Source organism: Bifidobacterium sp. M3-N-101, assembly GCF_023656805.1.
Lineage (GTDB): Bacteria > Actinomycetota > Actinomycetes > Actinomycetales > Bifidobacteriaceae > Bifidobacterium > Bifidobacterium breve.
In genome coordinates, this window is sequence record NZ_JAMOKQ010000005.1 from 1 (window position 1) to 26,397 (window position 26,397).

Below are 26,397 nucleotides of genomic sequence, written 5' to 3' on the forward strand. Positions count from 1 at the left end.
TGGGCTGCAACGCGGCCATGCCGCCCTTGCGGTACGCCCTGACCCAGCCATGCACCGCGCCGACGCCCGCGCCGAGCTGTTTGGCGGCCTGCTTCTGCTGCATGCCGCCCAGCACCAGCTCGACTGCCCTTCGCCTGGTCTCCAGTGGGATGATGGGTTTGGCCATATGGCCAGCATACCGGGAATCCATCGCCAGCCAACGCTCCAGACACTGCCTGGTCGGATAACCCAGATGCTCCACCACCTGGGCCGTCGTCATCGGCGTGGTGAAATACAACTCCACCGCACGCTCTCGTTCCTCAAGACTGAACATACGAAAATCTTTCCGTTCGGTCTCCAAGAAAACGTCCGCAGCCCCCTACCACCGAATCACGTGGCAAGCTGTTGTACGCGCTGAATCTCGGACCACGCGCCGCGGAACGGGCGATCAGCACATTGGTTGACTTCGGACTGGTGGAACGCCTAGCGAGACCCGCGAGCGGCAGGCAGGCCGCCTACAGGCTTCGCGTGGCCGAACGATACGACGCGATGCAATCGGCAGTGGAACGGCGTGAAATGGGAATGGAAGGCGCAAGATGAAGCCCCCGTAACATATCCAAGGAACGCCGTCAGACGCTGGAAGGAACCAGTTTGACAGCATTCCGAGTCAATCAAATCTGAAGAGATTTTCTCGGATGCCGACTGACTGGCGCCTGTCCCTATCGGTCAGATGTCTTTCCGTCAGAGGTTTCTTTTTCTCCCTGACTGTCCGCGTCTTGGATCTGCCAGGCTGCGAGCGAGTTAAATCCATCGGTAAGCCGATTGCAGACGTAAACAAGCCGTTCTTTCCAATCGGTGGATGTGCAATCTCCTAACAGTCTGCGAAGTCTTTTTGACGCATCGCCTTTCCCATTAGGACGATGCGCTGCACCTCCTCCAGAACGGAAATCCTGCACATATTTCAGGTATTCGAAGGGGGATGTATCGGCTCCTTGTGATTGGAAAAACGAGATTGCTAATTGTATGGATCCAATTTTGTCGTCGACGATTCCTGAGAGCTTACGTAACTGCTTCCCGTCCAAGGTATCTGCAAGTGCTTTTGTCAAAGCCAACATCGCATTGTTGAATGCTTCAGTGCTGTCCACTGTTGGCACTGCAAGCGTGTTGATCTTTTTGAGAGTGTGGCTATCCGGCTCTTTCCAGATACTTACGCCTAGCTGCTCTTTGACGTTTTCGGAGGCTTTCTTGAAGGAGAGCATAAGTTCGAAAACGGGCACATCACTGAAATCCGAGGGTATGTTGAAGTAATCTCGCAATACTCTATTGGGGTTCGGATTGCCGGATGGGGTGATATTAAACGATTCCCAATACTGCAATTCCTCACGAGGCAAACTGCTGAGATCTCCTAGGTGCGCTTCGACAAGCCCTTCAGAGTTTATATCGATGTCAAGTTGCCATAGGCCTCTTCCATCAATCACGCAGGCAACGGAGCGGTCCGATACCTGATACTTGTCTGGATTGGCTGAGTATCTCTGCAACACTTCTGGCTTGAAACAAACTTGCTCAAGCTTGTTTGGATGATTTGGACTGGAGCTAGGGTATCCAGAAAGCTGAGATGGATCGCAGCTGGCGGGAATAGGCTTGCCGTCCGAGGCTAGCCCAATGATGAAACTCGGATACTCTGTTGTTGCTTCATCATCAAGAAATCGCGGGAATTGAGTGTTCTTCGCGCCATGGATTATGTATTTTCCGAATAGTGCTATTACGCTTTTCCGCAAAGGGTTTTCAGGTTCCTTCATAAAAGTATATGAACACCAGTCTCTGCTGTTCTCCTGCCGGGCATCATCATTACAAGGAAGACCAGCATAGGTGTCATCCGTGTATAACAGCAATTCTTTATCGCAGTAGTACAGAAAAGTACGCAATTCCAACGCTCTGGCTTCGAGTTTCCAATTTGCCTCATCGTCTTCGGGAACGTCCAGCGTAAAGCGGAGTAGTGGTAACTCTTTCCCGGTCGCGTCAGTGTATTTCCACTCATCTTTTACCCTGTACGCATCCCAAAACCAAAGGAAAGACGGCAAGATGTCCACTTCCGGCGTTGTGCTTCCTAGAGCATCGCGCACTTGCGTGAAGAAGCCGTAGAATGGAGCTTTCTCTGATCGAAGGCCATAGCAGGGTTCATAGCCGGTCATGCTTCGCTCTGATACACGCAGGTCAAATTTGCCTAGTCCAGGGATGCTGAAATTGTGCAGGGCTTTGGCGACGGAATCGCTCTCATTGTCGATGAGCGCACAATGTGTGGTCTGGGTATATTCCGCCTTATCGTGCTTGTTGTCGCATTCCTTTCTTTCGAATCGATTGATGACAACCCAGGCTAGGGGAGTCGGGGTTACTGTTTTCAATCGTTCCTCGAAGAGCTTTGCAGTTGGCTGGTCTAGATTCCATTCATCGCCGAGCGTTTCAACCCCTTGCTGCATCTATGTCTCCTTCTGAAGTGTTAACAGGGATGTTAGAAAAGAGCTCCTTGAGCTTCTTCCATGAAAAGATGAGACAAGGAATCATATTCTGATTCTTTTAAATCAACCATAGCGGGAATAATCGTCTGTGCAAAAGCTTGAAGATCACAGATACCTCGTTGAACATTCGCAATTCCATTTGTATAATCAAATTTGATGTTCTTTTCCCTCTTTGAAATTGGAATTTGCGCTTCACAGGATATGACTCGAGCATTCTTCCCAAACATTCGCAGTGTGTTGCTTTTTTGAATTTTAGAGTCCGGGATATTATAAACAGTTACGCTGTCGCGGTTGTCTACTTGAACTCGCTGGATTTTTAATCCAGCCACTCTATGGATAAAGGTGTCAACATTCAGCCCTTCATGCATTGCAATATCTTCGGACTCATACATCTTTTTGATATCTTCGGTCGAGTCTGAGAATATAATTTGTGTCGTTCCATTTGTAGCAATTAGATGGTTTTCGTCAATGGTCCAGTGCCAAAAAGGAAGATGCGCTGACTCGGAGAATAAAGATGGTGGTGTTCGAACAACTTTCGCTGCCTTAACAGCAACTGTGTTTGCTTTTCCTGCAATCAAGGAATTGAAGTTGTAGGGGTGTTTTTGTGCATTCAGCTGAGACGTTTGTGGAAGCGTGAGTTTTGCGGGTATAGATGACCACTGCGTATTTTCGTCTGAGTGAGAAAGAAGATAGTCCCATCCTTCGTCATTGAGCTCGTTTCCCAATAAGGCGGGTGAAGGATAGTTAGCTATTGCCCCACCATGTCCGCACCATAATGCTTGATAAAACGAATCAATCTGATTTCTTCCGTCGTTGGACATAACGTGGTGCATCGTTTGCAATGAGTGTGCTACTTGATTCCCATCAAGAGATTCTGCAGCGTTGGCTCCATCGATAAAATCTTGTGTTGTCTTTGTTGCCAAGGGTTTTGTAAAAAGTCCGCGCCCATACTGGGGTATTGGGTGGTTGACTATTTTATAAATAGCTTGTTCCCGATTTTGTTCTGTAAGCATTCTTAAAGTCATGGTGTTGCTGATGAGGGAGCTGATGGGCTTGCCTTGAAGTTCAGGAATACTTTTATCGGTAATTTCATTAAAATCTTCGATTGTGAGAATAATCGGATGGAAAATGTCTAATAGTTTTGCATCCTCAAATATCCAATTAATATCTGGAGTTGTTCGTATATATAAATATCTTTCTTGTTTATTCCAGTTGATGACCATGTCTGGAATAAAAGTATGATTGAAATAGTCAGTATATCGGATATTCGATTCTGGACTGCACTGTTCGATGTAATACCGTGTCTTATCTTTTATGGATTGAATTGTTTCGATTTCATCGTTGTGCATCATAGGACATCATCATCCTTCTTTTCCCGTACGATATTGTGCTATTACTCTCATTTCATCTTTTGAAATAGTTAGGAAATCTTCTTGCTCTTTTGAAAGAACTAGAATCCATATGTCGTTGGATAGACCATTGAGAAATTCTTTCTCTTGAGAAAGAGTCTCATCTGCTTCTTGAGTATCTGAAATATTCAGAGATCTCAACTGATTTCTCTTGTTTAGGATTGCTTCTTTAATTTCTTCTGGTGAATGCAACTGGCTCCATTTTGTAACCCCGAATGGGGACCAGGTAATCCATAGAAAAATGTCAGTGAATTTCGGATTTTCTTTTCTGGCTACGTAGCATTTTGCCAAAAAATCAGTGAACATGGACAATTGGTCACTGGAGCTGGAGTAGTTCTTAACCTCTGCGAAGAAATTTTCTCCTTCGCGAGTTTTGCTGTCATCGTCGCCTTGCCCAATGAATGATCCACCTAAATCAAAGGAGAAGGTGTTGCTATTGCCTGGCCATTTATAGGTTAATTTTTTAACGGCGGTGGGATCGGGGTTGACCCATTGTACTTTTGCTCTTAATGTGCGTTCGAGCCATCTTTTAGCTCGATGAGCGCCTTCTTCACCTTTACGCTGTATTTCTTCACCTGATGGCATGAAATAACTATATCTCTTTTTGTGGATTAGGGGATTTGGGATATAGATCCGAGATCTTGCGCACTTTCGGATTCTGCCGCTGACGTAAGAGGACCTGGCTGCGTTCTGCGTGCGGTTTTCATTCGCTAAAAAGCGGTTGGAAACTGAGGGGCAGAGCTATGCCCGAGAGCGTCGGAGCTCTGATGATTCTTGGGATACAATGCCTCTGCGAATTGACTATCTGCCGTTTGATTAGCCTAGGTCTCCGTGACATGCACGGTGATGTAGCCATGCATTTATATAGCTTTTAAGCAAAATTTTTGCAATAAGTCTAAAAAGAGCATCGAAGATTGAGATTTGCTGAGTTTCATGTATCATATCGTGACAGTAGAGAAAAATCAGAAAGCCGAGGAGCGGAATGAATGCTGCTCAACTTCACTGTTGAAAATTGCTTGAGTTTCAAAAGCGAGCAGGAATTTACCATGCTCCGCAAAGGTCGGCACGGCACACAAGAAGAGCAGGGGGCATGGAGTCGGATTTTCCCCGTTGCCGTCATCTATGGCGATAATGCAGCGGGCAAGTCGAACCTGCTCAAATGCATGAATTTTTTCTCCAATTTCGTACGCAATAGTTTTGCTCTTCGCGAGGGCATTAATACGCAGCTTTTCCTGTTGGACCGTGAAAGCGCAAAGTAACCGTCTACGTTCTATATTGAATTCATCGCCAAAGATGGGAACCGTTGCCAATACTGGTTCCGTATCGATGCCCACAAGGCGCTGGAGGAAGTGCTGTGGATGTTTCGGTCTGCGACCAATCGGCGCACTGTAGTGTTCGAACGTGAAATCGGAAAGAAGACTAAGATCGGCGCTCAATTCCCCAACATAGGGAAAATCGCTCACCTTGTTCGGGAGAACGCGCTTCTTCTCTTGGCCGCGGCCGCACTGAACATTACAAGTGTGATACCTGCATACAACATTATTGCAAACAGTATCCAGTGCTATCCCGCCGTGGATTTCGATAATTCCTTCGGGGTTTTGTACACCGAATCCGCAAGAATCCAGGCCGGGCATTGTTGCTGTCGAAACTGATCAGAGTGGCCGATCTCGGTATAACCGATGTCGATTTCGAAGAAAAAGACGTTCCGGAAGAACTGCTGGAAGAACTGCGAAAGCTGGAGGAAAGCGGGGTGTCGGGCAGTTCGGTCCCAACAGTTGATGAGGCATTAGGCGATTCCAGCGCATCGTCTTCCCCTAAGTACTTTATGTCCCGCGTACTGTTCAGCCATCAAGGAAAAGGCGTTATCCGTCAGTTTTGAACTGCGCCCCGTTTGTTGGACGTTGTTAATTAGTATACAGCCCTAGACCGCGAGGGACATGCTCCGGAACTCCTCCGGGGTATGTCCCCCGAGTCGTATCTGGCGCCGTCTGGTGTTCCAATGGATGATGTACGCATCCAGCTTGCGCTTGAACCGCTCGTACGAGTCGAACTCGCGGCCGCGGTAGAACTCGTCCTTCAAGTGGCCGAAGACCTGATCGGTGGCGGCGTTGTCCAGGCAGTTGCCCTTGCGGCTCATGGACTGGCGGGTGCCGAGGCGTTCGAGCTCGTCCCTCCACCATCGGTGCTGGTACTGCCATCCCATGTCCGAGTGCAGGATCGGCTCCGCGCCGGCGGGCAGGCGCTCCGCGAGCATGGCGAACGGGCGCCTCTGCCGCCCGAGGTCCGGACTGCGGCTCACGTCCCAGGCGACGATCTCCTTGCTGGCCATGTCGTACACGGGCGCGAGGTACGCCTTGGAGCCGGCGACCTTGAACTCGGTGACGTCGGTCCCGAGCTTGGAGAACGGACGGGCCGCGTCGAAGTCGCGTTTGAGCAGGTTATGCACGTGGCCTCCCTCGTCGCCCCTGTACGAGTTATAGCGTTTCCACGGGTTCCTGGAGCGGATGGCGCATCTCAGTCCCATGCGGCGCATGACCCTGAGCACGCTCTTGGCCGACACCTTCCGTCCGAACTCGTGGACCAAGCACATGCGTATCTGCCGGTGGCCGCACCCGTTCGGCGTGCGTCCCCAGATCTCGCCGACCAATGGCTCGAGATCGGCCCGCGTCACACGCTCCGGATGCGACAGGTGGTAGAAGTACGTGGATCTGGCCAGTCCCGCTATCCTCAGGAGGTGGTCGAGCCGGTGTCCCCGCCCCGCGAGCAGTCGGACGACGGCGCTTCTCTCGCGTCTCGTGACTTCTGCGCCCGCAGGGCCCGGAGTTTTTCCAGGTACGCGACCTTCGCCTTCAGATAGGCGACCTGTTCGGCGAGCTCCTGCTCGCGCGTCGGTTCGGGCTTCGGTTTGGATTTCGAGCCTCTGGGCCTGCCCTTGGGCCTCGGCCTGAGCGCCTCCGGGCCTCCCGCCCGGTACTCGCGGCACCAGCGTTCCAGGGGCGCGACGCTCGCGATCCCGTGCCTGGCCATGAACTCCGTCTTGGCCATGCCGTTCTCGACGTGGTCGCGTGCCGCAGCGACCTTCGTCTCCCAGTCGTAGCATCTGCCGCCGTTTCCTCCCATGACCACCTCCTCGCCGCCGGACCTGTACAGCATGATTCAGTTTCTCGCGGTATACACCGGTATGGCAAGCCGTCTGGCGAGCGTGTTCCCGCTGGCTCCTGCCTTGATGAGTTCTAGCGCCTCGCGCCGGAACCCGTCGTCGTAGTGTCTCCTTCGATCCTCACGCATACGAAAGAACCGCACCTCCGATCATCGAATCTGAATTTCTTCAGTCCAACAATCGGGGTGCGGTTCACAACGCGGAGGGATTCCTCGGGCGTATGAAGACGGAATCCGTCTATCCCGAGCATTGGGAGGAGTGTGCCCGTGATGAGGTGCTCGTCCTGATAGACGATTACATCCACTGGTACAACCATGCGCGCATCAAACGGTCGTTTGGCTGGATGAGCCCGGTAGAATGCCGTCAAAAAACCAAGGAAGGGCTGCGTGACTGTCTCCAAGAAAACGTCCGCAGCACTTTTTTCCATACCGAATGTGGCGGCGAGTTCGACGACCCGGGGATCGGCGAACCGCTCGGCGTGTTCGGCGTCGAACGCCCCCTCTCGTGCAAGGGCAATTCCTGTGGCAACGCGGTGGTCGAGTCCACGTGTGTTTCGGCAAGTTGCCGCCCCGCCATCCCTCAGCCCGCACCTCAATCGCCTCCCTCAGCTCCATCATGGGATGTGCCAAGCGCCGACTCTTCCGCTACATTTCCGGACGTTTTATGAGAGAGTCCGCATGACAGTTGAGAACAGCACTAGTGCAAACATGGTAGATTCGCGCAGTTTTCCGCTACATGGCGAAATGAGGGTCAATTTTTGCCCCAGGTGCAGGCTGCTTTCACTTCGAGCGGTTCTACGATGCCGCCATAAAGCTTGCTTGTTATAGACATGCCAAGGCATATACATGTGTATTACATTAGAAATATCAAGAAATATACATATACCCGCTGTAGCGTATCATCAACCTAGTTTTATTCGTTTTAGAAAACCCTTGAGTGCGATAGCATGTAGCAAGTCGAAACCGATACTTGAGATGAGGTGAAGCGATGGTGGAAGAGCAAATCGATTGGAGGAAGACGGTCGAGGCCATTCTTGAAAACGCCAACCGTCCTTTCGTTCCGATTAGCAAGTCCTTCATCCAGCAGCCTCGCGGAAGCAAGGAGCGCAGCAGCGTGCTGTCCCAGTTCGTGACAAACGGAGATCTCAGGGGCTTGAAGGCCTATTTACTGATCGCGGCATCCGCAAGCAGCCCCGACACGGAGAACGAGTGGTACACATCGCTGCCCCTGCAAACATGGGCTCGTGCCTTTGGATGCTCGGAAACAGCCGGTAGCATTGCGACCGCAAAGGCTGCCGCCACGAGGATTCTCTTGCGACTTCAACAACGTGGCCTGATCGAAAAATCCCGTTGCGGCAAAGAGCGCAAAATCAAGATCAAGCTACTCGCGCAGGACGGCTCGGGTGAGGAATACCAGCGACCCGCGAGCCGGTACATACGACTGTCCCACGATTTTTGGAAGAGCCGCTTCGATGAGGACATCAGTCTGCCCGCCTTGGCGATGTTCCTCGTCGTCCTTGGCGAACGAACACCATGCGAGCTTCCAACGGAACATATGCCGGAATGGTACGGATGGTCCGCAGACACCGCCGAGCGCGGCTTGCGCGAACTGCAGCGCATTGGCCTGATCCGCAAGGAACAACACCTCAAGGAAGCCCCGCTGAGCCCAACGGGAATCACCGTGGTGAACGAATATTATGTCTGCCCGCCATTCGACAAACGAACGTTGGATTCGAGACGGCACACGCACGAGACGAAAGGAGGAGAAGCATGAGTGAACTGATCGCATGGGGCGACGAAAGCGTACAGACCCAAGGCGGCGTCATCCCCACTTACTACATGGGAGCTTGCATCTGCGGACTTGAAGAGCGCGATATCCGCAGACAGCTGCTTTCCGCGACCAAACGAAAAGTCTCCAAGTTGCATTGGCGTGACATGACGCTTTCGGAGAAACGCAGATCCATACCAGTCATCGAGGCATTGTCACTGCCCCATATCGCCATAGCCGCTACGCCCTTGGATGGCACGGTCACCTCCGAACGCGCCCGACGTAAATGCCTCGAACTTCTGCTGCCCACGCTGGAGAAAGAATACGGGATTTCGCGTCTCGTTCTAGAATCACGCGAAACCAGCCAAGACGACAGAGACCTCATGTTCGTCCGTGGATTGCGGAGCAGGCGTTTCATCAGCCGACTCCGCGTGGACTTCGCCCCGGGCTTTTCCGACGCTCGGCTGTGGATAGCAGACCAAGCGCTTGGAGCCATCGGCGATGCGCAACGCGGCCGCCAAGACTTCTCATCATTCCTCGAAACCCTGGACATGCGCGAACTGGATTTGCACCATCTCGCGTAAGTCACGCTGCAATTCAGCCTGTGGAGACATCACACTAAGGCCGTCAGCCGAATGGTATATACTTACCAGTAAGCCAACCTCTGAGGAGGAAATGGAAGTAGGAGCCGGATTCCCTGTGCATCATGGGGGCCGGCTCCCGCGCTATGCGGCATAACCGCATAGCGACTACGGGTTAAGGGTCAAAAAGTAGGGTTAAGTAAAGAAACGTGGGTCTTATTCGGGTGTGTTGTTGGCGTGTTGGTGGGTTAGTGTGAGCGTCCTGCCCAGCCTGTTCTGATGCCGAACCCGCTCTCGTAGGCGTTGATGCCGTTGGTGGGTAGCTGCGCTGCGGTCATGGTGCCGGGCGCGGGCCCGTCATGCTCTATGCATTGTAGCCAATCCATTCGGCGGCCCGCTTCTGCTGCATGCCGCCCAGCACCAGTTCGATCGCCTTGGTCCTCGTCTCCAGTGGGATGATGGGTTTCGCCATATGGCCGGCATACTGGGGATCCTTTGTCAGCCAGCGTTCCAGGCACTGTCTGGTCGGGTATCCTAGGTGCTTCATGACCTGGTCCGTGGTCATCGGTGTGGTGAAGTACAGGTCCACCGCGCACTGTCGTTCCTCGGGGCTGAACATGTGATAATCCTTTCGTTCAGTCTCCAAGAAAACGTCCGCAGCCCCTTATCAATCGTATGTCTGATAGTCGTTGGAATTCTTGTAGTTGAAGTGCTTGCGTGCACGGGAGCCATATCTATCAAGCATTTTTTGTTTCTGTCGACCGGAAATGAGATTTCTGGAATTGCTTGGAATCGGTCGGCACTATCGGAGCTACCTTTGTTGCTTCATTCGATTTTAATCTAAAGGAGATTAGAGAGAAACAATGGGCGGTGGCCAAAGTAGTGTCCTCCTGGATCTCAGAAGAGAACAAACCAAATAAAGTGTGTGCTGGCCAGGTATAAAGGTGGCGTTGGGGATAAATCTTATTTGCACGCTAGTATATGCACATGTACTACGCGTTTATTGATGAATCTGAGTCACCGCATGTTCCAGTACAAAGATGATTGGATTGGCTTGAAAGGAAAGCATCGTGCTGCTATCGGTATCTATCGTTCTTTGATGAATGAGATAACCGCCAGTGGAAGCGTTCTCTTTGTACGCGGAGTCCATGAACGTCAGCTTAAGCGGCGGTACGGCGAGCATGCGCATGATCCTCATTCTTTGGCTTCGCAGTATTGTCTGGAGCGCGTCAACTTTTACGCGGAGTCAGAGGGCATCCGGAACATACAGATTGTGGCGGATAAGGTATCTGATCCAGCGGCTCACGAAGGCATGCTGAAACGGTATAAGCTACTTGGTTCGACGGAAGGATATGTAGGCTCGGATCTTGCACACATTGATTTCCCGTTCCGTTGGGAAGACTCACGCAAGTATTTTGGCCTTCAGGCTATTGATACGGCTCTTTTCATATTGAACCGCGCGGTTCGATTAAACCGTGACGATATGAGTTCAAAAGGCGACCGAGAGGTCTTGAAAACTGCGCAGATTTTACTTCCACATCTTCATCGGTCATCTGGAATCTCATACCTGCAAAACCGCAAATCGTATTACTTGATGCCGGAACTGTATCCTGGATATCAAAAATAGCTTCGGGGGTTCAGAAGAACCCCCGAGCGGACAACGATCATAAGCATGCCTGCTTAAGCTCATCGTCTTTACAGTATACGCTTCGATACCTTAAGAGTCAAAGAACCCGTTATCTATTTGTAAGTGCAACGTCCTTGTTCTCGGCTGATTCTAGCAGTTCGTCGGCGAATGCCTCGGCGGGGGTGCGGTAGCCGAGCGCTCGCATGGGCCTGTTGTCGGTTTCGTCGACGATCTCCTGCAGTTCGCGTGCCATGGAGGGGGCGATGGGCGTGCGTTTGGGCAGGTAGCGGCGGATCATGCCGTTCCTCTTCCGACAGGCGCGAATACACTTGGCCCAAGGTGCAACACCCCTTCGTTTGGTTATCTGGACAATCTCCAATCTAACGGGTGTTGCACTTTCAATTAGACAACGGGCGTATGCGCACTCTTTATCGGCATGATAGAGAGTAGCGAATTGTGATTCTCGCAATCTAAAGGGAATTGATGTTGTTTTTTCCTCGATTCATTATTGTGCAGACAGCCCATATGAACAGTGGAATTGCATAGAATGCGTATGATTCAAACTGAATATATAGGTATGCGAGAAGAATGAACCAGCATATGTTCCGTCGGCTCCATCCATGATGGACCGCTACGTGTACTAATACCAAGAGCAAGAAGGCCAAAAAGCAAAATAGACCAAATTCGGTAATGAAGCTGGCATAGATGCTCATTGTGAAAGTATCCGCTGGGGGATTTGCTAAACCATCGATTTCGGTATTGGGCGCACCGCCATGGGAGTCATACCATTGGCGGGCACCGGCGTAACCAGTACGCACTGCATTAGAGATATTGCCTGCGCCCCATCCAAACATGAAGTGAGATAGATCATGTTTCCATGACCACATGGGAGCGAGCATATGGAAGATTCTTGCACTCATCGATCCGTCACCAGCAAGTAATCCATTGGTGGCTAAAGAGTTTAGACGCGGATTGATGATAATTGCGCTCAATCCACCTGCTCCAAGAAGTCCTAAAGCACTGACGAACCCAGCTGTTACCTTACGTGAGTGGAAGTTGATTGTCGCTATCAGCCAGATAAATGTAGCTACCACTGTATCCAGTATGATTCGGGTGCCGGAGCCCATCGCAATTGCTCCAGCGGCAAATATCGGTATCAATATGCCAATCTTGCGGTCGCGGGTCAGCCAGAAAACTGGCAGGAGTACGCCGAACAGATGCATGCCGATATAGCTAGGTTCTGCGAACATGAATTGAGGACGAACGCTCGCATAGTTTCTATACAGAGCACCCCAAAAATATGCTCGTACTGGCTGCCAGTTCAGATGTCGTTCTAAAGCGATATATTGCAGTATCCCAATGAGGAATGCCACTACATATGCGGTGAATAGCGTAGTTAACAATGTTCGTACAGGTACACGTTTAATGCGGATCGCGATGTCGAGCGAAGCCAAGCACGCCAGCCCTAACAATATGGAGATGAATGACTTTGCGGTTGCGCTGGCGTGTATTCCATATGACTGCCAGCCGTATACGGATGTGAGCACTAGTAGCAGGGGAAAGAGGAAGAACGGCAGGAAGCGGCGTGCGGTATCGCGCAAGTATCGCCAGTTGATGATTGTGTACAGGGTGAACAACCAGGGGGAGATTGGCGTCCAATAGGGGAGTGGAATGCCAATTTTTGTGCCATCAAATGGCAGCATGGCCGCTGCGGCAAACATCAACATGTCTGATGGGGTGATGGTGATACGAGTCAGCGTCTCGGTCATTGCCCCGCGCTGTAGCGCGGGGCAATGACCGGAGTTTCTGCGTTTTTCTTGAACTGACTTGTTGCCGAGCTGCGTATTGTTCGGTGTGGACATACTTGGTTCCCTCCCATATCCTCCATGAGAACTGTACCAGTTGCACGTGTGGGTGAGGTGATGGGGGTTCGGTCAACCGTTCACTTTCATGAAGTACTTTTAAACTCCCACCAAGTAATTGGCAGTCGCTTACAAAAACTGAATAATCTATGGGCCAATCAGCCGTTTAGATCCTCTCCGTGGGGCTGGTGCATGTATTGTTCAACCCAAGCCATGCTGGTTTTTGGAAATTAAAAGCCTGAATTATCATTAATTCGAAATCCAGGCTTTTACAGTATTCGTATAATCGCGAATTAAGCAGAAATCACTCAGCCTTCTTGCGGCCGCGGCGCTTCATGGTGCCGGCAGTGGCGTTTGCGACATCAAAAATCACGGTCTTGTCTTCCGGGTAAGCAGTGCCGTTGACGGAGGCGAAAGAGACCTCGCCTTCTGGAGCTTCGACAAGCGTGAAGTACTTGGAAATTGCTTCAACAAGCACAGCATTCTTGATACTTACAGACGTAGTCTGCTTGCCCTCACCCTTGCTGAATTTCACGGCATTATTCGCCTTAGCGGTAGTCGGCGTGACGGCAATCTGTCTGGTTTTATCGTTAATAAGGATCTTAACTTGTGCTGGAAAATTCAGCACTTCTGCGGTGGCCTTATTAAAACGTACAACGGAATCGGTAACGGTCATTACCGTTTTGCCAACGGGCTTAACTAGCTGAACTTCTTCGAATCCTTGAAGCAAGGATGCCATAATATACTCCTTCACACTGCATAAATAGTATTAACAATTTTGATTGTAATGAATGATAATTTGAATTACAATTTTATATATCACATTCTCAATCTCAATTCATAATATGGAATAGGGGAATAGTGCTGTCGCAAAATATTGAGTGAGAATACATTGTGATTGCGATTGTGTACAGTTATTCTGCAGTCGTATCAAGGGTTTTGGTCATTGTTCACAAGGATACAAAAGCTCGAGAAGTTCCCCGGTAGGTGCTAAATTATAGACCATCTGTGAAAATTTCCCGAAGAGGTAAGGAAGAACATTGACCATCGCTGATTTGCTGCAGATTGTTCGCAAGCATCTCGCGTCTGCGATCATCTCGTTTGTGGTGGTGTTTGCTGCGGTTGCAGCTGTCACGTTCATCATGCCGCCGAAGTACACGGCTACGGCTGAAGTGTTCGCCACGTATGCCGGTCAGTCCGGCGAGACGCAGACCACCAACGATATGAGCTCGGGTGCCAATTATTTGAACACCCAGATCAAGACGTATCCGGAACTGGTGAAGACCGAAGCCGTGCTCCAGCCCGTCATTAAGGATCTCGGCCTGGATATGACCACGACCGATCTTGCCGGCGTGGTGACCGCTACGAACCCCACGAACACATTCATGGTGGACATCTCGGCGGAAGTCGACGATCCGCAGCAAGCGGCCGACATCGCCAACAGCGTGGCGAAGAACCTCTCCGATCAGATTTCCTCTGACCTGTACAACAACTCCTCCTCCAGCGGCTCTCCCATCAAGCTCACGGTAGTGCAGAAGGCTCAGACTCCTACCGGGCAGAGTTCCCCGAACATTCCGCTGTATCTGGCTATGGGCCTGATTCTCGGCATCATCGTGGGTATTGGCGTTGCCCTGCTGGAGGACATCCTCAACACCAAGGTGGACTCCACCGATGATGTGCGTGAGCTGACCCACGCTTCTTCGCTGGGTACTGTGCCACAGGCCACGATTCTTGACGACAGCCGCCCGGTCGTAGTCGCTCAGCCGGCCGGTAGCGAGGCCGAGGAATTCCGTCGTATTCGTACGAACCTGTCGTTCCTTACCACCACTGCCACGCAGGGTCATGGCCGACTGCTGGTCATCACCTCTACCGATCCGTCCGAAGGTAAAACCACGGTTTCCTCCAACGTTGCCGTGGCTCTCGCCGAGGAAGGCAAGAGCGTGCTGCTTATCGACGCCGATCTGCGCCACCCGTCCGTGGCCCACAAGCTCGGCATTGAAGGCCACGTGGGCCTGTCTCACGTGCTGTCTCGCCAGGCGTCCCCGGCCGATGTCATTCAGAAGTATTGGAAGCCGAACCTGCACATCATGCCTGCCGGCAAGCGCCCGGCTAACGCCAGCATCTTGCTGAACTCCGATCTCATGAAGGAAATGGTCGAGCAGGCCCTCACCCAGTACGATTACGTGATTATCGATACTGCTCCGCTGTCCGTGGCCAACGACGCCACCGTGTTCGGACGTATGGCTGGCGGTCTGGTGCTCGTGACTGGTAAGGGCGTAGTGGAGAAGAAGGAGCTGGAGAACACCGCTACGGCTCTGCAGACCGCTGAAGTGCCGATTCTCGGCTTCATCTTCAACTTCGCTGATCCGAAGAAGATACACTCGAAGAACTATTACTACTACTATTACGAGGACGGCAACAAGCGCAGCTCTCATAAGGGCGCCAAGAGCAAGGGCGAGAAGAAAGCCCGCAAGTAATAGTTTGGCGTTTGCCGATCGTCTTGCAATATGAACCGTGCGGTACTTCTGTGCCGCACGGTTTACTGTTATAAGACTGAGTTGTTGGATTTATGGTGCTGGCTGTATATCGAATAGTAAAGAATTGTGACATTCTTGAATACCAGCTGGCATGCTCGGCATAGGGCTGGATAAACTGACAGTTTGGAATGACTTCAATGATGCAAAGGAATGAGAAGAGCATGGGAACAGACGAACGCCCTGAACCGAACGCGGAATCTGGTTCCTCTGCGTCGCCGGCTCGCGGTGACATCGTCGATACCTTCTGGGATATACCGTCCATCTCGTTCGACGAGAACGACGGCGGTATTGCGCAGGGTGACAATGGTACGGGGACTGTTGCGGGTGGCGTTCAGTCCGTCTTCCCCAGCTTTGACGAAGTATTGGAATGGCCTACTGCGAGTGCGGCGAATACTGCTGGCGATACCTTTTCCCCTTCCGATGCTGTGGCTAATGCCCCGATGACTTTTGCGGCACCTGATACTGCGGAAAGTGCTCAGTCGCCTCAGCAGGATAATAATGCGACGCTGCCGCTTTTCGCGCCGATTTCTGATGACAAGCCGCAACGTACCAATGCCACAGACGATCTGAACATCGACTTCAGTGCCATCGAACAGAATCCTGAGCCGGTGGAGGAGCCGGAAGAAGACCGTGTGGCAGAGACTCCTCGCGGTGGCAAGGGCGGCAAGAAGAGGACCAAGGGCATTATCATTTCGGTGATTGTTGCGCTGGTGGTGATTGCAGCGATCATTGGTGGTGTATGGTACTGGCGTTTCAGCGAGCAGCGTCGGGAAAGCCATCAGCTGCATCAGGATGCGTTGACAGCATGTACTGAGGCCGTGGACCAGAATTCCACCGCTCAGAAGGCGCTGGCCAAGGCGTTGGCCGACGCCAAGAGTGCTCAAAGCATTACAGCTGATCAAGTGGCTGACGGCGCGACCATAGATACGCTGAAGAAGGCAATTGCTGCGGTAAAGAATGTGAAAGCGGTGGAGTGCAAGACTTCAGCTTCTACGTCGGACCTCAAGGAATATGCCAAGACGGCCACTAGCCAGACCAAGACCGCCAAGAAGAACGCCACTGCGATTACTGCCGCGGCAAAGGCCGTGACGGACAGCAAGAACGCCAAGGATCAGGCTAACGCTCAGCAGGCGTTGCAGAGCAAGATAGCCGAGGCTCAGACTTTGCTGGACAACAGCCTGTATGCCGTCGACGATAATTCAACGCGCGTGACGCTGGAAAGCGACATCGCCAACGCCAATACCGTGCTGTCCCAGCAGGGCACTGACGTAAAGGCCATGCAGGATGCCGTCAACACGTTGACTGCGTCTATGGATGCCGTCAACACGTCCATGGCAAACTACAGTGCAGCTGTTGAAGCTCAGCGAGAAGCAGCGCGGCAGAAAGCTCTGAATGATTATTATGCACGATTAAGGCAGCAGCAGTTGTTGCAGCAGCAACAGCAAACACAGCCCGACGGTACAGGCGATCAGGGGACGAAACTGGGTACAGACGATCAGGAGACGAAACCGTAAGATGAGTCGAAGCAGTAAGTGATTGTGCTAGCCTAAATTGTCAAAGGAACCGCGAATAACAGTAGTGCGCATTTCCACCAGCGGTGCCGTTCACGGACTGGTAGGAGACTTCGCCTTCGGGGGCTTCCGCCAAGGTGAAGTCTCCTTGCGGCGCGGAACCTGTTGTGTACGTGTTGATTTGGCTGGCTTAGTAGCTCTTGTGCTTCTGCCAATACGCGTACGCGCCGGAAATCGAGCCATAGCGGCCGTTGCAATAATTCACAAACCACTTGAACTGGGTCTGGTAGTTGGTCTGCCAGTCTGCACCTGCGGAAGCCATCTTGCTGCCCGGCAGTGCCTGCGGCAGGCCATAAGCACCTGAAGACGGGTTCGTGGCGGTGGGGCTCCAGCCGGATTCGTGGCTGATGATGAAGTTGGCGGCGGTGAAGTCGGCCTCGGAGTAGCCGTTGGAAATCAGGTAGTCATGCGCCCAGGACTGAATCTCGCCGGCCGGCGTGGTGGTGCCGAGGCTGGCGACGCTGGGCGAAGACACGGTGGCGGTGCCCACCAGAATCACCTTATCGACCGGAGCCTTCTTGACCCAGGAGGTGAACACATTGGAGGAAACGACCTGATCGCCGGAGCGAGTTACCAGAGACGTGGTCTCCAGCACGCCCTTCTCGCCTTCGGTCTCGACCTTCTCCTGGCCCTTGGGCAGGCTCGAGGTCTCCTTGCGCACTTCATTGAAGGCGATTTCGGTGTCGGTGGTCTCCACCGTGGTGTTGGCGCGGTGGATGGAAATGACTGTGGACTCGCTGACCTTGGAATCCAGGCTCGGAGTCACGCTGTCTTCCGGATCGAGGACGATATCGCCGGTTTCCAGCACATCCTTGACGGTGGTCATGTTGGCTTTTTCGCCAAGGACCACGCGAGACTTGCCATTGACCTTGACGGTCACGTAGGTGGTGCTCTTGAGCGCGCCGCGGGATGCCGAACGGGAAGCCGCACCATCAGTGGCGGAGAATGAGGTTGGGGTGATGGAAGGTGTAGCGGTGCTCGACTGATAGAAGTCGCGAGATATAACGCCTGCAGTGGCAATGAGACCCACTGCGGCCACGGCCGCCGCGATCTTCGCCCACTGGCCCCGAGACAGGGTTTTGACGAATGAGGTCCGCTCAGCGTGCTTCGACATTGCGCTCCTTGGTTGGGTACACACTGCTCTCCATCATAGGACGTTGAGTGGATGAATAAAAAAACCGTGGTGGGTGTTCGACCCGCCACGGATGGCATATGTAGTAGTTAGCAGTGCAAGGAAGCGCTATATATGGGCTTTTCCGCGCTTCCGCTGCTGCAGCGTGATAAGGCTTACTGCTGCTCCTGCGCTGCCTGCTGTGCTTTGGCGGCGGCCAGATCCAGCGCCTTGGCCTGGGCGATGAGGTCGTCCAGATCGGAGGCCTGCAGCGCGCCGGCCTGCTGGAAGATGACCTCGCCCTGCTTGGCAATCATCAGCGTAGGCACAGCTTGAATGCCGGCAGCCTGAGCCAGATCCTGATTGGCGTCGATGTCCACCTTGACGAAAGCGATGTTCGCGTTTTCCGGCTCGTTGGACGCAGCTTCGAAAATCGGGCCGAATGCTCGGCACGGACCGCACCAAGTGGCCCAGAAGTCAACGAACACGATTTCGTTGTCAGTAATGGTCTTCTCAAACTCAGCTGAAGTGATGGCGGTGGTGGCCATTGAAGTTCCTTCCTCAAACACAGTGCTTGATGCTGTGTACCAGTTTCCCAGCACCACCCAACATTTCGGCAAAAGCTTGTGCCCCAAGCTGAATGGATTGCGGGCACATGGAGGCGATGAGACGCTTTGTTGAGAATTCACAGACAATTTTTCGGTGAATTGTGCCCATGTTCATCAATGCGCGCGATAATGAGACCATGCCAGTCATGAATGATGAAGTGCCCGATGAGGGCGATTACGACGCCGGGCGTGGCCGCGGCGAATTCGACAACATCACGCCCGAAGACTTCATTCACGGGGGCGGTTCGGGCCATGGCAATCCTCCGGGGTGGCTTGGCCCGGCCGATATCAACCGGGCCCGCCACCAAATGCCCATCGCATACGTGGAGATAGTGCCGGTGCGTACCGATGAAATGGGGCGCATTGCCCAGGTCGGCTCGTTGCTGCGCGTTTCCGAAGACGGGTCCATTGAGCGCACGCTGATCACCGGCCGTGTGCTGTATCACGAGACGTTGCGCGAGGCGATTGCCCGTAATGTGGCCAAGGATTTGGGAGATATCGCGCTGCCGTTGCTGCCCACCTCACTGCAGCCGTTCACCGTGGCTGAATTCTTCCCCACGCCGGGGCTGGGCGAATACTATGATCCGCGCCAGCATGCGATCGCATTGTGTTACGTGGTGCCCATTGCCGGCGACTGCAAGCCGCAGGACGAGACCCTGGACGTGGAATGGGTGGACCTGAAGAGCGGCATGATGGATACTTTCGTGGCGCAGATGGTCAACGGGCATGGCCACATCGTGCGGCAGGCGCTGGCTTGGGCCGGAATCTGAGTTTTCAACCTCCCGCTGGCGGGAGGTGGCGCGTAGCGCCGAAGGGTGGTCCGGGGAGGATTCCGTCTGAGACCACCCCCGGTCGGCTTTGCCGACAGCCCCGCCAGCGGGGCATGAATGTGAAGGAGTAATTCATGGCAATAGAACTGGCCAATCATATATATAGGGACGGCGAGGGCGTGCCGGTGGTGCTGATGAACGCCTACCCGGTGGATCACCGCATGTGGGACGTCTGTGCAAAGGCGCTCGCCGACTTTGCCGATCTGGAGGATGTGCCGCCGTTCCCGATTTGGGCGCCGGATATGGCGGGCTCGGGTGAATCCCCGGTTCCCAGCGAGGCCGATTCCGGGCCGCGTATGGCCAACGGCGCATATAGCGAGGCTTTGGATCGACTGGCCGATGCCTACGTTGATCTGATTAAGGCCGCTGGCTACGAACAGGCGATTTGGGTGGGCCTGTCCATGGGCGGCTATGTGGCGATGGATATTCAACGCCGTCACCCCGAAGCCGTGGCCGGTCTGGCTTTGTGTGACACCATGGCCGCCTCTGACGGTGTGGGCGGCGAAGGCCGTCTGACCATGGCGAACGCTGCCGAGCAGACCAATTCCGCGGAGCCGGTCATGCATTTCGCACGCCCGGCCGAGGGCGATTCCACCGTGAAGCGTACGCCCGAATTCATCGAGACCATGACCGCTTGGATAGAGGAGCAGAATCCCGCCGGTCTGGCGTGGCGTCAGCGCATGACCTATGGCCGTCCCGATATGAGCGATGTGCCGGCCACCATCAGCGTGCCCACCGTGGTGGTATCCGGCGAGCAGGATCCATCCAGCAATCCGAGTGTGCTGAAGCCGTTGGCCGAGAAGATCGCCGACGCAGAATTCGTGGACATTCCCGACTGCGGTCACTTCAGCGCCGTCGAACACCCGGACACCGTGGCCCGTGCCCTGCTCTCGCTCGTCAAGCGCGTGCAACAACACTGACTTCCTCCCGCTGGCGGGAGGTGGCGCGTAGCGCCGGAGGGTGGTCTGGCGAGGATTCCGTCTGAGACCACCCCCAGTCGGCTTCGCCGACAGCCCCCGCCGGCGGGGGCAAAACTGCATTTTGGAGATACGTATGACTGCTGACATTCACTTCTCGCCGTTGGCGCTGACCCGCGCGCTGCCGTTCCTGCCGCTTGCCCAAGGCGATATCGACTATCAGGTGGATCGGCGTAGCGAGTCCGATCTGATTGACACCTTGCTCGCGGACCCGGCCACCAAAGTGGTGCTGACCCGTGGCGGGCTGGTTGCCGTGCCGCGCGGGCAGGGCGACCTTGTGGACTATGAGAGCGTGAAAATGCGGCTCGCCACGCTGCCGGGCGCATACGTTGGCGAGGAGTTGCGCCGTTACCCTGAAGCGGTCGCCATGTTCCTCGGCTCGTACGGTGGTGTGCGCGGCGAATGCGTGATTGCGGTCGACATTTCCCGCGTACCGGACGCCGGTGAAGGTGCTGTGCCCGGCGCACAGCCCAACGGCGTACTGGGTGTTCAGGATGCCGGCACTGTCGATGGCGCGATGGGCTTGGCCAATGCCAACGGTAACGCTGCTGGCAAGCGTGCTGGCGAATCGGGCGGAGCCGCCGAATCCGCTGCTCCCTTTGGTGTGCCGGATTCAGCTGGGCAAGGTGCGGATGACGCATTTGACGAGTCGGTCAGCACCCCGGCATCCCACGCCGCGCCGAAGCCCACACTGCTGCAACAGGCCGTAACGCGGTTCGACTGGGTGGATTTGCGTGGATTTGCGCCACACGCCAACGCGCGGGAGGCCGGTCAGGCCACCAGCGCGGTCACCCTGAGCATCTGGCATAGCCGTCAGCGGTTCTGCCCCACATGCGGTGCCCCCGTGTTGCCGTCGTTCGCCGGATGGGCGCAGCGTTGCTCCAACCAGGCTGACGGCAATCGTATTTTGTTCCCACGCGTCGAGCCGGCGGTGATTACCGCTGTTGTGGACGGGCAGGACCGTCTGCTGCTGCAACACAATGCGGCGTGGAAAGACCCGAATCTGTATTCGGTGTCTGCCGGATTCGTGGAAGCGGGGGAGAACCTTGAGCATGCGTGCCGGCGTGAGGCCCGCGAAGAAACCGGCATTCAGCTGGGCGAGGTGCGGTACTTGGGTTCGCAGCCATGGCCATTCCCTGCCTCGTTGATGATGGCGTTCAAGGCACATGCGATTACCACGGATGTGCATGTGGACGGTTCGGAAACCGTGACCGCACGCTGGGTCACGCGCGACGAATACACCGCCGAGCTGATTGCCGGCCGAATGGTGGCACCAGGGCGCGCCACCATCGCACGGTACATGATTGAGGAGTGGCTTGGACGCGAGCTATAGGTTAGGCTGGTGTGTATGAGTGATGAAACCGAACAGCCGCTGAACCTCGATATTCCCGAGCATCTTGAGTACTCCGACGAACACGTATGGGTGGATCGTTCGGACGATCTTGCCATCATCGGCATCACCGAATACGCCGCCGACCAACTGGGTGAGCTCGTGTTTGTGGATCTGCCTGAGCCGGGCACCCGCGTGGAGGCCGGCGACGAAATCGTGGAGCTTGAATCCTCGAAGGCCGTCCAGCCGCTGATCAGCCCGGTGGCCGGTACCGTGAAATACGTGAATCGCGACGTGGCGGACGACCCGTCCGTGGTGAATGGCGATCCCTATGGCGAAGGTTGGATTCTCAAGGTTGAGCTCGACGATGATGAGCCTGAGCTGCTGACCGCCGAGGAATATGCCAAGATTATACGGTAGCCAAGTGTTCAGGAACTCATAACCTGAGTGGCCTATATTGGTGCATATGAGAAGCCCACGCGAGGATTTTGAAGCGGCCGCCCGACACCTGACGCCAGTACATGGCAGTAGTGCGCCATCGCCCGATGACATGCCTACGGTGCCGATTCCCGCGCGCAAGGCCGCCACCACTTTCGATACGCCGTCCAGCCGTGAGCGGCTTGAGGTCAAGCCGGCGTTCACCCGTGTGATTCGCCGTACCCTCACCGGCACGTTCGGCATTTGGTCGCGTCTTTCCGCACTGGCGGTGCGCCATCTCGGCTGGTATCCACGTGTGGAACCCTATGTGGGCTATGGCACCAGTGACTATTCGCGATTGATTTGCCGTACGGTATACGCTCCCGAAAACGCGCGACCCGGCGAGGTAAGCAGGGGCATTCGCGGCATGCTGACCGTGCCCGCCCCACGCACCCATGTGCAGGCCAGCATTGATGACATGCCGTTGAACACCATACAAATTGGTGATTCTGAAGTGTATGACAAGGTCGATCGCACCCGTGACCTCAGTAGCGAATATGCGGTCTCTGATTCCGCGGGCTACCTTGACCTCGTGGCTGAGCATCGCCTTGAACCCGGTATTCATCGCGTCTCGTACAGCGTGAAGCGCCGCAAGCCCGTTTCCGCCAACCTGTACACCATTCCGGCCAGTGCCAAAGTCGGCATCATCTCCGATGTGGACGACACCATCATGATCACGCAGGCGCCCGTGCTGTGGAAGGCCGCCTACAATCTGCTTTTCCTCAACCCGAAGAAGAAGGCTTCCGTGCCGGGCATGAGCGTGCTGTTCACGCGCATCGCCGATCTGTTTCCCGGTGCGCCGTTCTTCTACCTTTCGACCTCGCCATGGAATGTGGAAAGTTCGATTCGTAACTTTATCACCGATCATGGGTTTCCTGAAGGCCCGCTGCTGTTACGCGATCTTGACCCGCGCCCGAAGACCTTCGTGCCTTCCGGCCCGCAGCACAAACTGGAGTTCGCCGAGCAGCTTATGGCTGATTTTCCGGACATGAAGTTCATCCTTGTTGGCGACGATGGGCAGAAGGATCCCACCACGTATGCCACCATCGCCCATCGATACCCAGGACGTGTGCTGGCCATCGCGATTCGTCAGCTCAGTCCCAAGGAATCATCCGGTTTGGCTTCCGTGGCGGGCCTGACTTCCACGCAACCGATGCCGGTCACCGACGTTCCGGTGTTCACCGGCACCACCGGATCGAATATCTTGAAGACCATGCTGCCGTATCTGAAAGAACACGTGGTGTGAGTCTCGCGTACAATCGCGTGGTATGACCGACGAGAAGACGAACGCCGAAGTGCCGATGCCGCCTGTAGCCAAGCGCGAACCGAAGCGCCGTGAATTCCACGGTGATGTATTTGAGGACGATTACGAGTGGATGCGCAATAAGGAATCCGCCGAGGTACGCGACTATGTGGCCGCGGAAAACCGGTACTGCGAGCATCGCATGGCGCATTTGGCCGGTTTGCGCAACACGCTGTTTGAGGAGCTTAAATCACACGTGGAAGAGACCGATATGTCGGTGCCCACGCGCGTGAATGACTACTGGTATTTCACCCGTACGCAGCAGGGCAAGCAGTACGGCGTGCAGTGCCGTATACCCGTGCGTGGCGAGAACGATTGGGAGCCGCCGGTGGTGGACGCCAAGGGCGAGCCCGGATCCATGCCCGGCGAGCAGATTGTGTTCGACGTGAACCGCGAGTCCGAGGGGCATGATTTCTTCCGGCTCGGTGGCATGGATGTAAGCAAAGATGGCCGATGGCTGCTGTACGGCGTCGACGTCACCGGTGACGAACGCTATGACTTTCGTATTCGAGACTTGGAGTCCTTGACGGCTGCCGATGCTGACGGGGCGTTCCCCGACCTCGATATGCCGATGGCTGATGAATCTCTGTCTTTCCGCGATGCGAGCGCGGCCGAACCGGCTGAAGCGACAGCCGGTGACGAGGCCACGGAACGTCCTGCGGCGGCGGAACTACCCGAACACTTTGATGGTATCGGCAGCGCATGCTTCACCCCGGACGGTAAATGGGTGTTCTGGGTGGAGGTCGATGATTCCTGGCGTCCGTTTGCCGTATGGAGGCATCAGGTTGGTACGTCCGTTGACGATGACGTGTGCGTGTATCGTGAAGCGGACGAGCGTTTCTGGGTGGGCGTGGGCATCAGCTTCGATGAGCGCAACATCGTAATTGGCACCGGTTCCAAAACCACCACCGAAGTGCTGATGCTGCCTGTGGTCACTCCCGAAGGCGAGTTTCAGGCGTTCATTCCGCGCCAGACCGACGTGGAATACGATGTGAGCTTTGCCTGCTTTGAAGGTGCGGGTGAGCATGGCGAGGATGTGCCGCTTGCCGTGGTCTATCACAACGCCGTCAACCCGAATTTTGAGATTGATGTTATCGACATGCGCGACCATAAGCCGCCTTACCGGCTGGGTGAAGGCGTATGCGTGGCTGCCGGCTCGCCCTATGGCTGTGAGCATGGCGAATCGGATAAGCCGATCACTGAAGCCTACTTCAATCCCGCCAATCCGGCGATTCTGCAAGGTGCGCATGGTCTGGGCATTGAGGGCATCGCCCTGCACCGCCATTTTGTATCGCTGAGCTACCGTTCCGACGGGCAGCCGCATGTGGCATATATGACCAAAGACGCTGCATCCGCTGATTTTCTGGCTGGTCGTCCGTGGCGTTTCGTGGAGTTGTTGCCTCCGCCGCTTGAGGGCGATTGGGACATGGTCGCGGCGGATAGGCAAGACGTGACCGGAGACCACGGCGAAACCTTGTGGACCGATGATGCCGAAAAGGCTGAATCATCTGCCAGCGCGAGCTCGGGAACAGGTAAATCCGCGACCTCCATGAAAGGTGACGGTATCAGCAAGCGCAGCGGCGACTGGTTTGGCGGTTTGTTCGGCTCGACCACCGACCACACCGAATCCTCCGATGGCGCCAGCGACGACCACCTGCCCGGCGAGACCCGGCGACTGTACACCATCGGCACCGGCGGCAATCCCTCGTATGACGCGCCGCGCATGCGCTACTCCTTTGCCAGCTACACGCGTCCCGGCGAGTTGCACGAAATCGATCCCGCCACCGGGAAAGACGCGCTGCTCAAGCGTGCCACTGTGCTGGGTGACTTCGACCCGCGTAATTATATGGAGCGCCGCGTGTGGATTACCGCGCGCGATGGTGAGCGGATTCCTGTTTCGCTGGTCTGGCATCGTGATTGCCCGGCGCAGGATTCGCCGATGTTCATCACCGGATATGGCGCATATGAGATTTCCTCCGACCCTGGCTTCTCGGTGGCTCGGTTGAGCATGCTCGACCGTGGCGTGCTGTACGCAGTGCCGCATATTCGAGGTGGCGGTGAGATGGGCCGCGCTTGGTATGAGCAGGGGCGGCGACTCAACAAGAAGCATTCCTTTGAGGATTTCGTGGATGCTACGCGCGCATTGCAGGACGCTCATTTGGCCGATGCCAGACGCACGGTGGCCAATGGCGGTTCGGCCGGTGGCCTGCTTATGGGTGCCATCGTCAACATGGCACCCGAGTGCTATGCCGGAGTTGAGGCCGATGTGCCGTTTGTGGACGCGCTGACTTCGATTCTCGACCCGGATTTGCCGCTGACCGTCACCGAATGGGATGAATGGGGTGATCCGCTGCACGACCCCGAGGTGTATCAGTACATGAAGTCCTACACGCCGTATGAGAATGTGCCGGTCGCCAGAGCGGAGGACGGTGATGGAGAAACCGTCGATGACAAGGTCTCTTCTGCCGGCGCCGCCACCGGCAAGGCCGTTTCCGCAGCGCAGTTCCCCAAGATTTTCATCACCACCTCGATGAACGACACCCGCGTGCTGTATGTCGAGCCGCTGAAATGGCTGGCCCGATTGCAGTCCGCAGGCGTGGACGCGGTGGCCAAGATTGAGGTTGAGGCCGGTCACGGTGGCATTTCCGGCCGTTACAAGCAGTGGCAGGAGGTCTCGTACGAGAACGCCTGGTGCATGGACGTGATGGGTCTCGCTCATTAGGTGTCATGTCCACTAGCTGAGCTGGTTCGG

Annotated in this window: 23 protein-coding genes and 3 pseudogenes; 13 read left to right on the forward strand and 13 right to left on the reverse strand. The window is 54.8% G+C overall.

Annotation, left to right across the window (positions count from 1 at the left end):
- The 5 genes from NBH12_RS04690 to NBH12_RS11120 form a co-directional block, all read right to left on the reverse strand.
- The coding region (locus NBH12_RS04690; protein ID WP_250819225.1) for a helix-turn-helix domain-containing protein at positions 1–313 on the reverse strand (313 nt) is incomplete at its 3' end.
- A 385-nt stretch (positions 314–698) separates the two neighbouring features.
- Complete coding sequence (locus tag NBH12_RS04695; protein ID WP_250819226.1) at positions 699–2,456, reverse strand: hypothetical protein; 1,758 nt, start codon at positions 2,454–2,456, stop codon at positions 699–701.
- A gap of 32 nt (positions 2,457–2,488) precedes the next feature.
- Positions 2,489–3,847 carry a hypothetical protein gene (locus NBH12_RS04700; protein ID WP_106641305.1) on the reverse strand — a complete coding sequence of 453 codons (1,359 nt, stop codon included), beginning with the start codon at positions 3,845–3,847 and terminating at the stop codon, positions 2,489–2,491.
- A gap of 9 nt (positions 3,848–3,856) precedes the next feature.
- The gene (locus NBH12_RS04705; RefSeq protein ID WP_115786273.1) at positions 3,857–4,489 is read right to left on the reverse strand and encodes a hypothetical protein; all 633 of its coding nucleotides are present in this window, start codon (positions 4,487–4,489) and stop codon (positions 3,857–3,859) included.
- Positions 4,490–4,866: 377 nt separating this feature from the next.
- Complete coding sequence (locus NBH12_RS11120; RefSeq protein WP_502801748.1) at positions 4,867–5,538, reverse strand: hypothetical protein; 672 nt, start codon at positions 5,536–5,538, stop codon at positions 4,867–4,869.
- A gap of 23 nt (positions 5,539–5,561) precedes the next feature.
- On the opposite strand from NBH12_RS11120, the gene NBH12_RS04715 reads away from it, so the two are divergent.
- On the forward strand, positions 5,562–5,783 hold the full coding sequence (locus NBH12_RS04715; protein ID WP_226791989.1) for a hypothetical protein: 222 nt from the start codon (positions 5,562–5,564) through the stop codon (positions 5,781–5,783).
- Positions 5,784–5,825: 42 nt separating this feature from the next.
- On the opposite strand, the gene NBH12_RS04720 is transcribed toward NBH12_RS04715, so the two are convergent.
- Together NBH12_RS04720 and NBH12_RS04725 are read right to left on the reverse strand one after the other, a co-directional pair.
- Positions 5,826–6,671: an IS3 family transposase gene (locus NBH12_RS04720; protein ID WP_134859408.1), complete on the reverse strand. Its 846-nt coding sequence runs from the start codon at positions 6,669–6,671 to the stop codon at positions 5,826–5,828.
- A pseudogene (locus tag NBH12_RS04725) lies at positions 6,632–7,192 on the reverse strand (helix-turn-helix domain-containing protein). Before NBH12_RS04725 ends, NBH12_RS04720 begins: the two are co-directional and overlap by 40 nt.
- Positions 7,193–7,215: 23 nt before the next feature.
- Here NBH12_RS04725 and NBH12_RS04730 point away from each other — a divergent pair.
- From NBH12_RS04730 to NBH12_RS04740, 3 genes are all read left to right on the forward strand, one after another.
- Positions 7,216–7,731, forward strand: coding sequence for an IS3 family transposase (locus tag NBH12_RS04730; RefSeq protein WP_258927282.1), 516 nt, complete (start codon positions 7,216–7,218; stop codon positions 7,729–7,731).
- Positions 7,732–8,051: 320 nt separating this feature from the next.
- Entirely contained in the window at positions 8,052–8,837 is a 786-nt protein-coding gene (locus NBH12_RS04735; protein ID WP_003831686.1) for a hypothetical protein, read from the forward strand.
- Positions 8,834–9,415, forward strand: a complete 582-nt coding sequence (locus NBH12_RS04740) for a hypothetical protein (protein ID WP_003828348.1) — start codon at positions 8,834–8,836, stop codon at positions 9,413–9,415. Before NBH12_RS04735 ends, NBH12_RS04740 begins: the two co-directional genes overlap by 4 nt.
- Before the next feature lie 361 nt (positions 9,416–9,776).
- On the opposite strand, the gene NBH12_RS04745 is transcribed toward NBH12_RS04740, so the two are convergent.
- A complete protein-coding gene (locus NBH12_RS04745) occupies positions 9,777–10,031 on the reverse strand; it encodes a DNA-binding protein (protein WP_232782067.1) in 255 nt (84 codons plus the stop codon).
- Between the two features lie 405 nt (positions 10,032–10,436).
- Between NBH12_RS04745 and NBH12_RS04750 the strand changes: the two genes are divergently transcribed.
- Positions 10,437–11,039 carry a DUF3800 domain-containing protein gene (locus NBH12_RS04750; RefSeq protein WP_250819228.1) on the forward strand — a complete coding sequence of 201 codons (603 nt, stop codon included), beginning with the start codon at positions 10,437–10,439 and terminating at the stop codon, positions 11,037–11,039.
- A gap of 109 nt (positions 11,040–11,148) precedes the next feature.
- Here NBH12_RS04750 and NBH12_RS04755 read toward each other — a convergent pair.
- From NBH12_RS04755 to NBH12_RS04765, 3 genes and pseudogenes are all read right to left on the reverse strand, one after another.
- A pseudogene (locus NBH12_RS04755) lies at positions 11,149–11,346 on the reverse strand (IS30 family transposase); the annotation flags it as partial.
- A gap of 163 nt (positions 11,347–11,509) precedes the next feature.
- Entirely contained in the window at positions 11,510–12,901 is a 1,392-nt protein-coding gene (locus NBH12_RS04760) for a hypothetical protein (RefSeq protein WP_250819230.1), read from the reverse strand.
- Positions 12,902–13,205: 304 nt separating this feature from the next.
- A complete protein-coding gene (locus tag NBH12_RS04765; protein ID WP_014484088.1) occupies positions 13,206–13,640 on the reverse strand; it encodes a hypothetical protein in 435 nt (144 codons plus the stop codon).
- Between the two features lie 301 nt (positions 13,641–13,941).
- Between NBH12_RS04765 and NBH12_RS04770 the strand changes: the two genes are divergently transcribed.
- Both NBH12_RS04770 and NBH12_RS04775 read left to right on the forward strand, forming a co-directional pair.
- The gene (locus NBH12_RS04770) at positions 13,942–15,378 is read left to right on the forward strand and encodes a tyrosine-protein kinase domain-containing protein (protein WP_250819231.1); all 1,437 of its coding nucleotides are present in this window, start codon (positions 13,942–13,944) and stop codon (positions 15,376–15,378) included.
- A gap of 197 nt (positions 15,379–15,575) precedes the next feature.
- Positions 15,576–16,952, forward strand: a complete 1,377-nt coding sequence (locus NBH12_RS04775) for a hypothetical protein (protein ID WP_250819232.1) — start codon at positions 15,576–15,578, stop codon at positions 16,950–16,952.
- Positions 16,953–17,139: 187 nt separating this feature from the next.
- On the opposite strand, the gene NBH12_RS04780 is transcribed toward NBH12_RS04775, so the two are convergent.
- Together NBH12_RS04780 and trxA are read right to left on the reverse strand one after the other, a co-directional pair.
- The gene (locus tag NBH12_RS04780) at positions 17,140–18,123 is read right to left on the reverse strand and encodes a resuscitation-promoting factor (protein WP_106630874.1); all 984 of its coding nucleotides are present in this window, start codon (positions 18,121–18,123) and stop codon (positions 17,140–17,142) included.
- Positions 18,124–18,296: 173 nt separating this feature from the next.
- Positions 18,297–18,668: a thioredoxin gene (trxA, locus tag NBH12_RS04785; RefSeq protein ID WP_003828388.1), complete on the reverse strand. Its 372-nt coding sequence runs from the start codon at positions 18,666–18,668 to the stop codon at positions 18,297–18,299.
- A 167-nt stretch (positions 18,669–18,835) separates the two neighbouring features.
- Between trxA and NBH12_RS04790 the strand changes: the two genes are divergently transcribed.
- The 6 genes and pseudogenes from NBH12_RS04790 to NBH12_RS04815 form a co-directional block, all read left to right on the forward strand.
- Entirely contained in the window at positions 18,836–19,498 is a 663-nt protein-coding gene (locus NBH12_RS04790; protein WP_014484086.1) for an NUDIX hydrolase family protein, read from the forward strand.
- Positions 19,499–19,632: 134 nt separating this feature from the next.
- Positions 19,633–20,478 carry an alpha/beta fold hydrolase gene (locus NBH12_RS04795; protein WP_052789398.1) on the forward strand — a complete coding sequence of 282 codons (846 nt, stop codon included), beginning with the start codon at positions 19,633–19,635 and terminating at the stop codon, positions 20,476–20,478.
- A gap of 133 nt (positions 20,479–20,611) precedes the next feature.
- Positions 20,612–21,868 carry an NAD(+) diphosphatase gene (gene nudC / locus NBH12_RS04800; protein ID WP_052828814.1) on the forward strand — a complete coding sequence of 419 codons (1,257 nt, stop codon included), beginning with the start codon at positions 20,612–20,614 and terminating at the stop codon, positions 21,866–21,868.
- Positions 21,869–21,883: 15 nt separating this feature from the next.
- Positions 21,884–22,285: a glycine cleavage system protein GcvH gene (gcvH, locus tag NBH12_RS04805; protein ID WP_003828399.1), complete on the forward strand. Its 402-nt coding sequence runs from the start codon at positions 21,884–21,886 to the stop codon at positions 22,283–22,285.
- Positions 22,286–22,331: 46 nt separating this feature from the next.
- Positions 22,332–23,588, forward strand: coding sequence for an App1 family protein phosphatidate phosphatase (locus NBH12_RS04810; RefSeq protein ID WP_077420656.1), 1,257 nt, complete (start codon positions 22,332–22,334; stop codon positions 23,586–23,588).
- 61 nt (positions 23,589–23,649) lie between these two features.
- Positions 23,650–26,367: pseudogene (locus tag NBH12_RS04815) on the forward strand (S9 family peptidase); the annotation flags it as partial.
- Between the last annotated feature and the right edge of the window lie 30 nt (positions 26,368–26,397).

Bases quoted from the DNA above. Each gene is read 5' to 3' on its own strand.
- NBH12_RS04780 (WP_106630874.1), bottom strand. From the start codon at position 18,123: ATGTCGAAGCACGCTGAGCGGACCTCATTCGTCAAAACCCTGTCTCGG.
- NBH12_RS04705 (WP_115786273.1), bottom strand. From the start codon at position 4,489: ATGCCATCAGGTGAAGAAATACAGCGTAAAGGTGAAGAAGGCGCTCAT.
- trxA (WP_003828388.1), bottom strand. From the start codon at position 18,668: ATGGCCACCACCGCCATCACTTCAGCTGAGTTTGAGAAGACCATTACT.
- NBH12_RS04775 (WP_250819232.1), top strand. From the start codon at position 15,576: ATGATGCAAAGGAATGAGAAGAGCATGGGAACAGACGAACGCCCTGAA.
- NBH12_RS04740 (WP_003828348.1), top strand. From the start codon at position 8,834: ATGAGTGAACTGATCGCATGGGGCGACGAAAGCGTACAGACCCAAGGC.
- NBH12_RS04695 (WP_250819226.1), bottom strand. From the start codon at position 2,456: ATGCAGCAAGGGGTTGAAACGCTCGGCGATGAATGGAATCTAGACCAG.
- nudC (WP_052828814.1), top strand. From the start codon at position 20,612: ATGACTGCTGACATTCACTTCTCGCCGTTGGCGCTGACCCGCGCGCTG.
- NBH12_RS04790 (WP_014484086.1), top strand. From the start codon at position 18,836: ATGTTCATCAATGCGCGCGATAATGAGACCATGCCAGTCATGAATGAT.
- NBH12_RS04750 (WP_250819228.1), top strand. From the start codon at position 10,437: ATGTTCCAGTACAAAGATGATTGGATTGGCTTGAAAGGAAAGCATCGT.
- NBH12_RS11120 (WP_502801748.1), bottom strand. From the start codon at position 5,538: ATGCCCGGCCTGGATTCTTGCGGATTCGGTGTACAAAACCCCGAAGGA.
- NBH12_RS04795 (WP_052789398.1), top strand. From the start codon at position 19,633: ATGGCAATAGAACTGGCCAATCATATATATAGGGACGGCGAGGGCGTG.
- NBH12_RS04745 (WP_232782067.1), bottom strand. From the start codon at position 10,031: ATGTTCAGCCCCGAGGAACGACAGTGCGCGGTGGACCTGTACTTCACC.
- NBH12_RS04735 (WP_003831686.1), top strand. From the start codon at position 8,052: ATGGTGGAAGAGCAAATCGATTGGAGGAAGACGGTCGAGGCCATTCTT.
- NBH12_RS04760 (WP_250819230.1), bottom strand. From the start codon at position 12,901: ATGTCCACACCGAACAATACGCAGCTCGGCAACAAGTCAGTTCAAGAA.
- NBH12_RS04765 (WP_014484088.1), bottom strand. From the start codon at position 13,640: ATGGCATCCTTGCTTCAAGGATTCGAAGAAGTTCAGCTAGTTAAGCCC.
- NBH12_RS04700 (WP_106641305.1), bottom strand. From the start codon at position 3,847: ATGATGCACAACGATGAAATCGAAACAATTCAATCCATAAAAGATAAG.
- gcvH (WP_003828399.1), top strand. From the start codon at position 21,884: ATGAGTGATGAAACCGAACAGCCGCTGAACCTCGATATTCCCGAGCAT.
- NBH12_RS04810 (WP_077420656.1), top strand. From the start codon at position 22,332: ATGAGAAGCCCACGCGAGGATTTTGAAGCGGCCGCCCGACACCTGACG.